Source organism: Methylocystis iwaonis (assembly GCF_027925385.1).
GTDB classification, from domain to species: Bacteria; Pseudomonadota; Alphaproteobacteria; order Rhizobiales; family Beijerinckiaceae; genus Methylocystis; species Methylocystis iwaonis.
This window is the reverse complement of the sequence record NZ_AP027142.1, coordinates 3,102,172-3,114,803: the sequence shown is the minus strand read 5'-3', so window position 1 is coordinate 3,114,803 and position 12,632 is coordinate 3,102,172. Positions and strand designations below refer to the sequence as shown.

At 62.9% G+C, this 12,632-nt stretch carries 13 protein-coding genes; 9 read left to right on the top strand and 4 right to left on the bottom strand.

Annotated features, from left to right (window positions below):
* Nucleotides 1-13 precede the first annotated feature (13 nt).
* Nucleotides 14-832 carry a DUF3108 domain-containing protein gene (locus QMG84_RS14920; protein ID WP_281928867.1) on the top strand — a complete coding sequence of 273 codons (819 nt, stop codon included), beginning with the start codon at nucleotides 14-16 and terminating at the stop codon, nucleotides 830-832.
* A 22-nt stretch (nucleotides 833-854) separates the two neighbouring features.
* On the opposite strand, the gene QMG84_RS14915 is transcribed toward QMG84_RS14920, so the two are convergent.
* The gene (locus QMG84_RS14915) at nucleotides 855-1,253 is read right to left on the bottom strand and encodes a DUF1190 domain-containing protein (RefSeq protein ID WP_202074168.1); all 399 of its coding nucleotides are present in this window, start codon (nucleotides 1,251-1,253) and stop codon (nucleotides 855-857) included.
* Between the two features lie 838 nt (nucleotides 1,254-2,091).
* Between QMG84_RS14915 and QMG84_RS14910 the strand changes: the two genes are divergently transcribed.
* Nucleotides 2,092-2,865, top strand: coding sequence for a response regulator transcription factor (locus QMG84_RS14910; protein ID WP_202074169.1), 774 nt, complete (start codon nucleotides 2,092-2,094; stop codon nucleotides 2,863-2,865).
* A 15-nt stretch (nucleotides 2,866-2,880) separates the two neighbouring features.
* Here the strand turns inward: QMG84_RS14910 and QMG84_RS14905 are convergent, their stop codons facing one another.
* Nucleotides 2,881-3,675 carry a YdcF family protein gene (locus QMG84_RS14905; protein ID WP_281928863.1) on the bottom strand — a complete coding sequence of 265 codons (795 nt, stop codon included), beginning with the start codon at nucleotides 3,673-3,675 and terminating at the stop codon, nucleotides 2,881-2,883.
* Nucleotides 3,676-3,887: 212 nt separating this feature from the next.
* Complete coding sequence (locus tag QMG84_RS14900) at nucleotides 3,888-5,567, bottom strand: electron transfer flavoprotein-ubiquinone oxidoreductase (RefSeq protein ID WP_281928862.1); 1,680 nt, start codon at nucleotides 5,565-5,567, stop codon at nucleotides 3,888-3,890.
* A 234-nt stretch (nucleotides 5,568-5,801) separates the two neighbouring features.
* Here QMG84_RS14900 and QMG84_RS14895 point away from each other — a divergent pair, with 234 nt between their 5' ends.
* From QMG84_RS14895 to QMG84_RS14865, 7 genes are all read left to right on the top strand, one after another.
* Nucleotides 5,802-6,794, top strand: coding sequence for an HlyD family secretion protein (locus QMG84_RS14895; RefSeq protein WP_281928860.1), 993 nt, complete (start codon nucleotides 5,802-5,804; stop codon nucleotides 6,792-6,794).
* A 178-nt stretch (nucleotides 6,795-6,972) separates the two neighbouring features.
* The gene (locus tag QMG84_RS14890) at nucleotides 6,973-7,908 is read left to right on the top strand and encodes an ABC transporter ATP-binding protein (protein ID WP_281928858.1); all 936 of its coding nucleotides are present in this window, start codon (nucleotides 6,973-6,975) and stop codon (nucleotides 7,906-7,908) included.
* 17 nt (nucleotides 7,909-7,925) lie between these two features.
* A complete protein-coding gene (locus QMG84_RS14885) occupies nucleotides 7,926-9,086 on the top strand; it encodes an ABC transporter permease (RefSeq protein WP_281932029.1) in 1,161 nt (386 codons plus the stop codon).
* Between the two features lie 43 nt (nucleotides 9,087-9,129).
* A complete protein-coding gene (locus QMG84_RS14880) occupies nucleotides 9,130-9,339 on the top strand; it encodes a hypothetical protein (protein ID WP_202074175.1) in 210 nt (69 codons plus the stop codon).
* A gap of 20 nt (nucleotides 9,340-9,359) precedes the next feature.
* On the top strand, nucleotides 9,360-9,785 hold the full coding sequence (locus tag QMG84_RS14875) for a hypothetical protein (protein ID WP_281928856.1): 426 nt from the start codon (nucleotides 9,360-9,362) through the stop codon (nucleotides 9,783-9,785).
* A gap of 98 nt (nucleotides 9,786-9,883) precedes the next feature.
* Nucleotides 9,884-11,506, top strand: coding sequence for an ABC-F family ATP-binding cassette domain-containing protein (locus tag QMG84_RS14870; protein ID WP_202074177.1), 1,623 nt, complete (start codon nucleotides 9,884-9,886; stop codon nucleotides 11,504-11,506).
* A gap of 200 nt (nucleotides 11,507-11,706) precedes the next feature.
* A complete protein-coding gene (locus tag QMG84_RS14865) occupies nucleotides 11,707-12,024 on the top strand; it encodes a hypothetical protein (protein WP_281928854.1) in 318 nt (105 codons plus the stop codon).
* A gap of 192 nt (nucleotides 12,025-12,216) precedes the next feature.
* Here QMG84_RS14865 and QMG84_RS14860 read toward each other — a convergent pair whose 3' ends face one another.
* Nucleotides 12,217-12,588, bottom strand: coding sequence for an ArsR/SmtB family transcription factor (locus QMG84_RS14860; RefSeq protein ID WP_202074178.1), 372 nt, complete (start codon nucleotides 12,586-12,588; stop codon nucleotides 12,217-12,219).
* Between the last annotated feature and the right edge of the window lie 44 nt (nucleotides 12,589-12,632).

Sequence of the window (12,632 nt, the reverse complement as noted above, 5' to 3'; positions counted from 1 at the left end):
CATGAGCCGGATCTTGAAGCTTTTCCCGCCCTCCGCGGCTTTGCCGATTGCGGCGCTGCTTTGCGCCGGCGCCGGGCCGGTCGCGGCCGAAACGATCAAGGCGCACTACGCCTTGAGCCTGATGGGGCTCTCGATCGGCAGCGCCTCCGCCTCGGGCGTGGTCGAGCCGGAAAGCTACCGCGTCGATATTTCCATGCGGACCTCGGGACTCGCCAATCTCGTGAACAACACCAAGGGGGCGGCGACCGCGAGCGGCGGCTTGACCGCCGCCGGCCCGTCGCCTTCGGCCTACGCCAATACGACCTCGAACAACGACGAGACGCGCACGGTGCGGATGTCGCTTGCCAGCAACGCCGTGCGCGCGGTCGAGGTGAAGCCGGAGCCTTGGGACGCGGAGATGCGCGTTCCGCTCAACGACGGCGCCAAGAAACGCATCGTTGATCCCGTCAGCGCGCTGATCATGAGCGTTCCCCAGAGCCAGGAGCTTATCGGGCCGGCCGCCTGCAACCGCACGATCTCCGTGTTCGACGGCGTGACCCGTTTCGACGTCCAGCTCTCTTTTGCGGGCGCTCACACGGCTCAGACGCACGGCTATTCGGGGCCAGTCGCCGTTTGCTCGGCGCGTTACACGCCGATCGCCGGACACCGCCCCGATAGTAAGTCGACCCGCTATTTGGCTGAGAACCGGGATATAAACGTGTGGCTCGCGCCCTTGCCGGACGTGCATGTCGTCGTGCCGATCCATATCGACATGCGCACCGGCGCGGGCCAGCTCGTCATCGACGCCTCGGATTTCCAAATCGCGCCGCGGCGGGCCGACGCGGGCAGATGAGCCAAGCGGAGCTTTAGCCTCCTTAGTCGATACGCACTTCCTTGGTCTTTTTCCGGTTGCGGCGATCGGACTCATATTCGAGGTAGCGGATTTCCTTCGGCTCCCCGTCGGCGCGCAGGCAGAACGCCGGGCGAGGCGTAAAGCCGCCGGCCGGATTTTCGAAGCAATCGGAGAAACGCAGCTCGCACTGGAACATGGTCTCGGTTTTCGGAGCCGCCTGCGCAGCGACGGCGTGGGCTTTGTCGACCGCCTGCTTGCAGAGCCCGGAATCGAACCCCCAGGCCTGACATTCGCTCACCGAGGACATGTATTTCCCGTCTTCCGTGCAGGCTGGGGCCGTGCGCCGCGCATAGAAAAACGAAAAGCCGGCGGCGGCCAGCGCAACGAGGATGACGACCAATTTCAAAGGCGTGTTAGCCATGAGCGCTCGCTTTGTTAATCATTCGGACATTAGTCGTCTGCAATACGGGCGGGCAAGCGCAATCTCCACGGCCGTCTCGCGCGATGACAGTCCCGCGCCTGCGCATTTGCGCGCCGACAACGAGGTCGCTTGACAAGGATCAGCGACTACAATAGTTCGTTGCATCACCGCATTTCGGAACCACGGTCGATGAGCTGTGGAAGCAAACGCTCACCGAGCGCGGACAGGGCAGAACAGATATGCGCCCGCCCTTTCGAGGATCGCGTTAAACGCGCGATGGGAACATGTCGGCGATGCGATCCTAAAACTTGGTATCTCACGATTCCGCCGGCGACGATGGATCAGATGGCAGCATGTCGGCTAATGGTTAGAACCGACAGTTAAGTGTGACAGAAGGAGGAGATAATGGGCGCTATTCTCGAACTCACCAGCTATGCGGCGACCCCCGTCGGCATGATCGCGATCATCGTGATCGGCGCGGCTGCTTACTTCGCTGCGCGTTGGGTCTTCACCGACTAATTCAGCGCTTCTAGCAGCTTACGTTCAGGCGCGACGCGTCGGCACTTGCCGATGCGGCGCGCCTTAATTTTTTGCGGTTGTCCATTCGGCGTTCGTCGCCCGCGTGAGAACCGCTTGCGTCTTGCCGCGCCATGAGTATTCTGGGCCCGCTTCCCAACTCGAATGGGCAGGTATCAAATCGGCGTCGCTTCGAGGACGGTCAACCAGATCAATGGCTGTCGCGATGCATATGAGGCGTTTTTTCCGTTCTCGTGGCCCGCCATGCGAAAGTGGAAGAAATGGGAGCGCCTACCTTTTCGATCAGGGCTGGGAGGGGCGGATGGACAATATCCGGGCGAGCGGGGAAAGTGCGGATCTCGCGAAGACCGCTCCGCGCCCAGAAGGTGACGACGGCGCGCCCTCGCAGCAGGCCGCCAGCATCGATGTCGCCATCGCCGACAAGAGCCCGCTGATTCTTGCCGGCCTCGACAAGCTCCTGTCCGACGACAAGCGTTTCAACCTCGTCCTCAAAGTGACGGATGGCGAAGAGTTTCTCGAGGCCGCCCGACAGCAGAAATTCGCGATCGCCGTCATCGGCTGGCAATTGCCCACGCTGCATGCGCGCGATGTTTTACGCGCCCTCTCGCGCCAGGTCTCGGCGCCCAAGATCGTGGTCTATAGCGGCACCAACGATCCCGCGGCGCCTGCCGAGACATTGCAGCTCGGGGGCGCGGGCTTCGTCTCCAAGCGCGCCCCGCCGGAACGGCTTCTCGACGTGCTGGCGGCGGTGGCGGCGGGCGATATGGTCTTCCCCTTCGTCGACATCCGCAAGATGCGCAGCGATCCTTTGGAGAATCTCACGCTGCGCGAGAGAAGCCTCTTGTCGGCGCTGGGGTCGGGCCACACCAACAGCCAGCTCGCCAAGGATTTCGGCGTTTCGATCAACACGATCAAATTCCATCTGCGCAATCTTTTCGAGAAGCTCGACGTGCGTAACCGCGCCCAAGCGATCGCTTTGTTTCTCGAAATGAAGCACGGTAGCTGGCCGGGCGGCTCCGGCGGGCGCAGCATGGAGCCGACGACAACCACGCGCGGGCGGCGGCGCGCCGAATAAGCGCTCTGCAATTTTTTAGGGCGCCGGAAAGAGCGCGTCGGTCTTTCCCGTCAGCCAATAGGCGGCGAGGCCCACCCATTCATGCGCCGCGAATTCGAGGAGCCCGAAGCTTCGCGACGCGTGGCGCGGCACGCTCCAGCCGCTCATGTCGCCGGCCGTGCGGTAATCGACGGGATAGGCGATTACGGGAAAGCCGGCCTTGCGGAATATGCCGACCGAGCGCGGCATATGCATCGCCGAAGTGACAAGCAGCCAGCGTTCGCCGGGCTTGGGCTGCACGAGGTCGCGCGTGAAGGCGGCGTTCTCGAATGTGTTCCGGGATTTGTCTTCGTAAAGCACGTCGCCCTGGTCGAGGCCGACCTCCCGCCAGAAGCGCTGCACCGTCCCCGCTTCCGTATAGGCCGACCCGCGCAAGGCCGAGGTGCCGCCTGTGAAGACGAGGCGCGCCGTCGGATACTGCCGCTTCAAGGCGATTGGCGCGGTGAGGCGCTCCGCCGCCTCGGCGAGGGTGACACGGTTGCGCATGCCGCTCAGATTTTCGTCGACAGAGCCGCCGAGCACGATAATCCCATCCGGCGCCGGCATGTCATCGGGCGGCGGCGGAAAACGCGCTTCGAGCGGGATCGCGACGAGACCGGCGAGCGGCGAAAAGCCCATGACGAGCAGAAGGGCGATCGCGCCGCCGGGGAGCGCGCAACCTGTCCTTTTGAGGCGGGTGAACGAAAGCGCGACGCCGAGAGCGCCGATAAACAGCGCGAAATGCGTCGGCGTCGCGAGAAACTCGAAAATCTTGGAAAAGATGAAGAACATGGGAGCTCAGTGAGAAAATGCGCGCCTCACGCCATTGGCGCAGGGTTGGCGCCGAGAAGGGAGAGGAAGTCGAGCACAGATCGGTTCTCTGTCATTCCCGACGCTCGCGAAGCGAGCGATCGGGAATCCAGAACGACATCAGCGCTATTGAGGCTCTGGATTCCCGGTCGGGCTTTTCAGCCCGCCGGGAATGACAAGCCGTCCGAGCGGCCTCACATATTCGGATAGTTTGGCCCGCCGCCGCCTTCCGGCGGAACCCAGGTGATGTTCTGCGCAGGGTCCTTGATGTCGCAGGTTTTGCAGTGCACGCAGTTTTGCGCGTTGATCACGAAGCGCGGATCGGCCTTCGCCTCCTCGTCGCCATAGACGACTTCATAGACGCCCGCCGGGCAGTAGAGCCGCGCCGGCTCGCCATAGATCGGCAGATTTTGCTCGATCGGAATCGACGGATCGGCCAGCTTCAGATGCACCGGCTGGTCTTCCTCGTGGTTCGTGTTCGAGACGAAGACCGAGGAGAGCTTGTCGAAAGCCGGCTTCTGCGTGAGCTTTTGATAGACGAGCGGCGTGACTTCCGAGAGCGGCTTCAGACAGGCATGGTCCGGCTTGCCGTGCTTAACCGTGCCGAAGAACGAGAAGCCGAAGAGCTCATTCGTCCACATGTCGAGGCCAAAGAGCGGCGCGCCGAGATAGGTGCCGAGCTTGGACCAGATAGGCTTCACATTGCGTACCGGCTTCAGGTCACGGCCGATGTCCGACGCGCGCCAGGCGGCGTCGTAAGCGCTCACCTCGTCATGCGCGCGGCCTTCCGCGATCGCCGCCGCCACATGCTCGGCCGCGAGCATGCCAGAGAGAATGGCGTTGTGAGAGCCCTTGATGCGCGGCACATTCATGAAGCCTGCCGCGCAGCCGATCAGCGCGCCGCCGGGGAAAACCAGCTTGGGCACGCTCTGCCAGCCGCCTTCGGTGAGTGCGCGCGCGCCATAGGCGAGACGCTCGCCGCCTTCCAGCGTCGGCGCGACCATCGGATGGCATTTGAAGCGCTGGAATTCGTCGAAGGGCGAGAGCGTCGGGTTCGAATAGTTCAAGTGCACGACGAAGCCGACCGACACCAGCCCATCCTCGAAATGATAGAGGAAGGAGCCGCCGCCCGTGTCGGACTGCAGAGGCCAGCCGAAGGAATGCTGCACGCGGCCGGGGTGGTGCTTCTCCTTGGGGATGCGCCACAGCTCCTTGAAGCCGATGCCAAATTTCTGCACGTCGCTGTTCTTGCAGAGATCATATTTGGCGAGCACTTGTTTCGACAGAGAGCCGCGCGCGCCTTCCGCGAAGAGCGTATATTTGGCGCGCAGCTCCATGCCGCGGGTAAAACTGTCCTTTGGCGTGCCGTCGCGGTCGACGCCCATGTCGCCCGTGGCGACGCCGAGCACCTCGCCCTTGTCGCCGTAGAGAATCTCGGCGCCGGCGAAGCCCGGGTAAATTTCTACGCCCAGCGCCTCGGCCTCCGAGGCCAGGAAGCGCACGACATTGCCGAGCGAGCCGATGAAATTGCCATGGTTATTCATCAGCTTCGGCATCAAGATATTGGGGATGCGGAAGCCGCCCTTTTCGGAAAGCAGCAGGAACTGGTCGTCGTGCACCTGCGTCTTCAACGGCGCTTCGTCGTGCGACCGCCAGGAGGGGAGGAGGCGATCGAGGCCGATGGGATCGATGACGGCGCCGGAGAGAATATGCGCGCCCGGCTCGGAGCCTTTTTCGATGACGACGACGGAAAGATCGGGCGCGACCTGCTTGAGTCGAATCGCGGCGGCGAGGCCGGCCGGTCCCGCGCCGACGATCGCGACATCGTAGTCCATGCCCTCGCGCTCGGGCAATTCCGTAATCTCTTCAGACATTTCCGATCCCTTTTCGCGTCCTTTTCGCGCAGCGTCGGCGGCACTCTAGCCTTTTTCTTCGCGGCGCGCCAAAACTAGGCCCTGGAGTCGGCGGATTGGGCGGCTTGGAGGCGATCAACCGATGTTTTCTTGCCTCTCCTGGCCTGCCGCAGTCTGGTTGTTTATCGCGGCGACTGCATTGCACAATCTGGAAGAGGCGATCTGGTTGCCGGGTCCGCACGAAAGCGCGGGCGCATGAAGCGGCTCGGCCTTCTCCTCGTCATTCTTATCCTTGCCGCCGGTCTTTGGTGGGGCCTCACGCGCAACAATGCGTCGCGGCAGACCGCCTTCCTTGGGTATGTCGAAGGCGAGACCCTCTACATCGGCCCCAACGAAGGCGAGCGGCTGGCGCAGCTCTTCGTTGCGGCAGGCTCCGTGGTGAAGCCCGGCGATCGGCTTTTCAACATGTCGACGACGCTTCTCGATCGCAGCCGCGCCGAGGCCGTCGCGCGCATCGGCCAGCTCGAGGCGCAGGTGCAGAACCTCCAGGCGGCCATCAACCGCCCGCAGCAGATCGCGGTGCTGCAAGCCGCGCTGGAGCGCGCCGAGGCGTCGCTCACCTTGTCGCGCAATGATTACGATCGCCAGCGCAAGCTTTTCGCCACCGGCGACATTCCGAAGTCCACACTCGACCGCGCCGAAATGGCGCTGAGGCGCGACGAGGCCAGCGTGAAGGAGGCGCGGCGGCAGGTGGAGGCGGCGCGCATTCCGGGCCGCACGCAGGAAATCGAGGCGGCGCAGGCGTCGCTCAATCAGGCGCATGCGCAATTGCAGGCGATCGACATTCGCATCGGCCGCCAGAATGTCGTCGCGCCGGCCGGCGGGGTGGTGCAGGATGTGTTTTTTCGCCCCGGCGAAGTGGTGAACGCCGGCCAACCCGTGGTGGCGCTGCTGCCGCCGGAAAATCGCAAGGTGCGGTTCTACGTGCCGGAGCCGCGCCTCGCCGGCGTCCGGCTTGGGGGGCGCGCGCGGGTGCAATGCGACGGCTGTCCGGACGATCTCTACGGACGCATTTCTTTCGTCGCGAGCCGGCAGGAATACACGCCGCCGGTGATTTTCAGCGACGTCGAGCGGGCGAAACTCGTTTTCAAAGTGGAGGCGCGGCTCGAAGGGAAGGCGCGGGAGCTGCCATTGGGGATGCCGGTTTCAGTGACGCCGTTGGCGGAAGCGGTGGAGGCGGGGAAGTGAGAAAGCCGCAACGGTCTTTGGTTATCGCCGGAAATCTCTCGGCGTCATGCCCGGCCTTGTGCCGGGCATCCACGCGAGGCAGCCGCAGCGCGGTCGCCATGTCATCAAGGTTTTTGCAGCTTCGGGGCGTGGATGGCCGGGACAAGCCCGGCCATGACGACTGACAGGCAGGCGGCCGATGACAGAACCAGCCTCGCCCGACATTGCGATCGACGTCTCGGGCCTCACCAAAATCTTTGGGGAGAAGAAAGTCGTCGATAATTTCACCCTGCGCGTGCGGCGTGGCCACATACAGGGCTTTCTCGGACCCAATGGCAGCGGCAAGACGACGACGATCCGCATGCTGTGCGGCCTGTTGACGCCCGATGGCGGCGAGGGGCGTTGCCTCGGCCTCGACATCCGCACGCAGCAGGACGAGATCAAGCGCCAAGTCGGCTACATGACCCAGGGCTTCTCGCTGTATCGCGACCTCACCATCCGTGAGAACCTTGAATTCGTCGCGCGCATCTATGGTCTCGAAGCGCCGGAAGACATGGCGCAGGCGGCGCTGGAGCGGCTTGGGCTCACGGCGCGGGCGGGGCAGCTCGCGGGCGAGCTCTCCGGCGGCTGGAAGCAGCGGCTGGCGCTTGGCGCCTGCATTCTGCCGGGGCCGTCGCTGCTTCTGCTGGACGAGCCGACGGCTGGCGTCGATCCGAAAGCGCGCCGCGATTTCTGGGACGAGATCCACCATCTCGCCAATGAAGGCCTGACCGTGCTCGTCTCGACGCATTACATGGACGAGGCCGAGCGCTGTCACGAGATCGCTTATATTCTCGATGGGAAACTGCTGGTCTCGGGCACGATCGAGGACATTATCCGCAACGCAGGGCTCACGACCTATGTCGTCACCGGCGAAGGGCTCGACGCTTTGGCCGCTGAATTGAAACATGCGCCGGGCGTCGACATGGTGGCGCGTTTTGGCGCGGCCCTGCATGTCGGCGGTCGCGATGCCGGCGCGATGGAGGCGGTCGCCGCGCGCTACGCCAACGCGAGCCATCGCTGGACGCATGACAAGCCGACGCTGGAGGATGTCTTCATCGATCTGATGACGCGCAACCACCGGAACGGCCAATGACGCAAGCGCCGAGACACATGGATGCGCGGCCCGCGCGGCGGGGGCGCCTCGCGCAATCCTGGCAGCGGCTCGTCGCCATGTTCGTGAAAGAGTTCATCCAGCTCCGCCGCGATCGGCCGACGCTCGGCATGATCGTGGGCATTCCGCTCATGCAATTGCTGCTCTTCGGCTTTGCGATCAACACGGACCCAAAGCATTTGCCTACTGCAGTGCTGATGAGCGACGACAGCCCGATTGCGCGCGCGCTCCTCGGCGCTTTGCGGGCGACAGACTATTTCGACGTCAAATATGTCGCGAAGGGAGAGGAGGACGCCGATGCGTTGATCCTTTCCAACCGCGCGCTCTTCGTCATCCAGATCCCGCCGGATTTCTCGCGCCGGCTGGTGCGCGGCGAACGCCCTTCACTCCTTGTCATTGCCGACGCCACAGACCCCACGGCGACCATCGGCGCCGTTGCGGCGGCCGCCGGCGCCGCCAATCAAGCGCTCGATCGCGAGCTTACCGGACCGCTCGCGTCACTCGCTCAAAATGCGCCGCCCTTCGATTTGCAAGTGCAGCGCCGCTACAATCCGGCAGGCGAGGCGCGCCGCAATATTGTGCCTGGGCTCATCGGCACCATCCTCACCATGACGATGCTGATCTATACGGCGCTGTCCGTCACGCGTGAGACGGAGCGCGGGACGATGGAAGCGCTGCTCGCCATGCCGGTCAAGCCCGTCGAAATCATGCTCGGCAAGATCACGCCCTATGTTTTGGTTGGCGCCGTCCAAATGGCGACGATTCTGATCGTTGCGCGCTTTCTCTTTCAAGTGCCCATCGTCGGCTCGCTCTTCGTGCTCGTGCCGCTGACGCTGCTTTTCATCGTCGCCAATCTGTCGATGGGCTACACGCTTTCGACCATCGCCGAGAATCAGCTCCAGGCGATTCAGATGACCTTCTTTTTCTTCCTGCCGAGCATGTTGCTCTCGGGCTTCCTCTTTCCCTTCTATGGCATGCCGGTCTGGGCGCAATATATCGGCGAGGCGCTGCCGCTCACTCATTTTCTGCGAATCGTGCGCGCCGTGATGTTGAAAGGCTCGGGCTTCGTCGATCTTGCGACGGATGCCGGCGCTTTGGCGCTGTTCGCGCTTGTCGCAATGAGCATTGCCGTCATGCGCTTCCGCCAGACGCTGGATTGACGGACGGCCGCGGACGCCTAACATTGAGACCATGGAGGCAGTCATGACGAAGCCAGAAGCCGACCCGATCACGCGCTTCAACACGATTTGGAAAGTTGCATTCGTTCTCGCGCTGCTTCTCGGCGCCTATAATCTCTGGTCCTTCTTCAACAGCAGCCGCTATCAGGCCCTCTGCGGCGCCTCCTATTGGGAGCTGAGCCGCGCGCAGCTCGACGGCTGCCTGGAGCAGAAGCAAAATCTGGAAGGCAAATAGGTCGGCGAGGGGAAATCGCGATGGGCAAGACTTTCGCTTACGCCATTTGCTGTGCGCTCGTCCCGGCGGCGGCTGGCGCCACCGAAATTCATCTCGATTGCGCGCGGTCGAACCAGACAGCGATGGTCGATATCGACACCGACCGGCAGTTTTTGCAGATCATGTGGGGCGAAGGCGTCGCCGAGGAATATAAGCAGGGCGACTCCTATATTTCGGGGCCGGACAAATACGGGCGCAAGGAGAAGGTCGTCTATGTGATGGGCCTCGATAAGAGCCTCGTCACCTTCGGCACGGATCGGCTCTGCATGGAGGACGGCGCCAAAAAATGCCGCGAGCAGCATGTGCGCAACACACTTGACGTCGCGCGCGGCGAAATGAAATACGATAACGGCGACGAGATCGCCGTTCTGACCTGCCATCCCGCGCCGCCGGGGCGGCGGTTTTAGGCGTAAAACCGCGCTCCCAGCTTCTGACGGGCCCGCTTTCATTCGGAAAGGCTGCGGCGTCGTAAGTCGCCACAGCTCCCTCCGTGACAAGGGCCCCTATGATTCGCCTGGAAAACATCAGTAAGCAGAACGGCTCCCAGATTCTCTTCGTCGAGGCGTCCGCGGCGCTCCTGAAAGGGGAAAAAGCCGGTCTCGTCGGCCCGAACGGCGCGGGCAAGACGACGCTCTTTCGGATGATCTCGGGCCGCGAGCTGCCGGACGAAGGCCAGGTCTCGACCGATCGCGGCGTGACGATCGGCTATTTTAATCAGGAGGTCGGCGAAATGTCGGGCCGCAGCGCGGTGGCCGAGGTGATGGACGGGGCGGGGCCCGTCAGCATCGTCGCCGCTGAGCTGCGGGAGCTCGAGGCCGCCATGGCCGATCCCGACCGCGCCGACGATATGGACGCGATCATCGAACGCTATGGGGAAGTGCAGGGCCGCTTCGAGGAGCTCGACGGCTATGCGTTGGACGGGCGCGCGCGCGAGGTCCTCGCCGGCCTCAATTTCAGCCAGGAGATGATGGACGGCGACGTCGGCGCGCTGTCCGGCGGATGGAAGATGCGCGTCGCGCTCGCCCGCATCCTGCTCATGCGTCCGGACGCCATGCTGCTCGACGAGCCGAGCAACCATCTCGACATCGAAAGCCTCATCTGGCTCGAGGCGTTTCTGAAAGGCTACGAGGGCGCGTTGCTCATGACCTCGCATGATCGCGAATTCATGAATCGCATCGTCGATAAGGTCATTGAGATCGACGGCGGCGCGCTGAACACCTATTCCGGCGACTATGAGTTCTACGAGCAGCAGCGTGCGCTCAACGAAAAGCAGCAGCAGGCGCAATTCGAGCGTCAGCAGGCGATGCTCGCCAAGGAGATCAAATTCATCGAGCGCTTTAAAGCGCGCGCCTCGCATGCGGCGCAGGTGCAGAGCCGCGTGAAGAAGCTCGACAAGATCGAGAAGATCGAGCCGCCGAAGCGCCGCCAGACCATTCTCTTCGAATTCCGGCCGGCGCCGCGCTCGGGAGAGGATGTTGCGACGTTGAAGAGCGTGCACAAGAGCTACGGCAGCCGGCGCATCTATGAAGGGCTCGATTTCGCGGTGCGCCGTAAGGAGCGCTGGGCCGTGATGGGCGTCAACGGGGCGGGGAAGTCGACGCTTCTGAAACTCATCGCAGGCGCGGCGCAGCCGGACGACGGCGCGGTGACGATCGGCGCCAGCGTGAAAATGGGTTACTTCGCCCAGCACGCCATGGAGCTTCTCGACGGCGACCGCACGGTTTTCGAGGAGCTGGAATACACTTTTCCGCAGGCGGGGCAGGGGTCGCTGCGCACGCTCGCCGGCTGTTTCGGCTTTTCCGGCGACGACGCGGAGAAGAAGTGCAATTTTCTCTCTGGCGGGGAGAAGGCGCGGCTCGTCATGGCCAAGATGCTGTACGATCCGCCGAATTTCCTCGTGCTCGACGAGCCCACGAACCATCTCGATCTCGCGACAAAAGAGATGCTCATCGCCGCGCTCGCCGAATATGAGGGCGCGATGCTGTTCGTCTCGCATGATCGCCGCTTCCTGGGGGCGCTTTCAAATCGCGTTCTCGAGCTGACGCCCGAGGGCGTTCACAAATATGATGGCGGCTATACGGAATATGTTGCGCGCGCGGGCTATGAAGCGCCGGGATTACACGATTGACCGGCGCGGCTTCTTCTTGGAACTATTATAAAAAGCTCAATATTTGAGCGCTCCGCCCGCTTGGCTAAATCTCGGACATGCGCCACTATGTTGCGTGTCTATATAGCGCTGGCGGGCGGCCTCCAAAGCTGGGCCGGGAGAGAAGATCGGACGCTGCTCTCTTAAACCATCGGCGCGCAACCTACATGACGGAACGATCCATGACCGATCTGGTTGAACAACGCGCCTTGAAGTCCACGCAAACGCTTCCCGGCGCCGCCCCGGCCGAAGAGCAACCCAACGCTTTTTCGAGTGGCGTCGCTCTTCAAGACGCGACTGTTTTGATCCATGTGCGCTTCCGGCCCGACGGCAAGGTTTGGGAAATCGCCGAATGCCCCGACTTCATGGATAAGGACGAATGGTTCAAGCGGCTTTGCGCCCACGCCGGAGACAAGTTCCAGACGCGCTGCGGCGCACGCGGACTCTTCCGCTTGTCGCTCGAGCAACTCGAGGGGCTGAAGGCGCCCATCCATCACTGATACGAAATCCGCTGGTCGGCTCGCTGTCATTCCCGACGCTCGCAAAGCGAGCGATCGGGAATCCAGAGCAAAACCTGCGTTCTTGTGGCTCTGGATTCCCGGTCTGGCTTTCAGCCAGCCGGGAATGACAAAAGCCTGCGAGATGCAGAAGCGATTAAGTGTCCGGCGTCGCGTCGCCGCGCGCCTGCATAATTATCTCCCGCAAAAGACGTCGTGCAGCAGCGCGATCACGCGTTGCACGCGCTCGTCCGCGAGCGAATAATAGATTGTGCGAGAGTCGCGCCGCGTCGTCACAAGGCCGTCTTGCCGCAATCTCGCGAGGTGCTGCGAGAGCGCGGATTGGCTCAGCCCAACGGCCTCCTGCAAATCTGTGACGCAAATCTCGCCCTTATGAAGCTCACACAAAACCATGAGCCGATGCGCATTGGCGATCGCCTTCAGAAAATGCTCGGCCTCCTCGGCCTTGGGGATAAGGGCCTGGATGACGTCGGCTTGCGGTTTCGACGTCGAGCTTCTGGCTGTCCTCTGGGGTTTCGGCAAAAGCGTGAGATCCTGAAGCGTCATATGCGTGGCCCCTTGCTGGTCAGCGCGCAGATCGCGTTCTGAAA

Coding starts and splice junctions, on each gene's coding strand:
- QMG84_RS14895 (WP_281928860.1), top strand. CDS start 5,802: ATGAAGCGGCTCGGCCTTCTCCTCGTCATTCTTATCCTTGCCGCCGGT.
- QMG84_RS14865 (WP_281928854.1), top strand. CDS start 11,707: ATGACCGATCTGGTTGAACAACGCGCCTTGAAGTCCACGCAAACGCTT.
- QMG84_RS14885 (WP_281932029.1), top strand. CDS start 7,926: ATGGATGCGCGGCCCGCGCGGCGGGGGCGCCTCGCGCAATCCTGGCAG.
- QMG84_RS14905 (WP_281928863.1), bottom strand. CDS start 3,675: ATGTTCTTCATCTTTTCCAAGATTTTCGAGTTTCTCGCGACGCCGACG.
- QMG84_RS14870 (WP_202074177.1), top strand. CDS start 9,884: ATGATTCGCCTGGAAAACATCAGTAAGCAGAACGGCTCCCAGATTCTC.
- QMG84_RS14880 (WP_202074175.1), top strand. CDS start 9,130: ATGACGAAGCCAGAAGCCGACCCGATCACGCGCTTCAACACGATTTGG.
- QMG84_RS14915 (WP_202074168.1), bottom strand. CDS start 1,253: ATGGCTAACACGCCTTTGAAATTGGTCGTCATCCTCGTTGCGCTGGCC.
- QMG84_RS14910 (WP_202074169.1), top strand. CDS start 2,092: ATGGACAATATCCGGGCGAGCGGGGAAAGTGCGGATCTCGCGAAGACC.
- QMG84_RS14900 (WP_281928862.1), bottom strand. CDS start 5,567: ATGTCTGAAGAGATTACGGAATTGCCCGAGCGCGAGGGCATGGACTAC.
- QMG84_RS14890 (WP_281928858.1), top strand. CDS start 6,973: ATGACAGAACCAGCCTCGCCCGACATTGCGATCGACGTCTCGGGCCTC.
- QMG84_RS14875 (WP_281928856.1), top strand. CDS start 9,360: ATGGGCAAGACTTTCGCTTACGCCATTTGCTGTGCGCTCGTCCCGGCG.
- QMG84_RS14860 (WP_202074178.1), bottom strand. CDS start 12,588: ATGACGCTTCAGGATCTCACGCTTTTGCCGAAACCCCAGAGGACAGCC.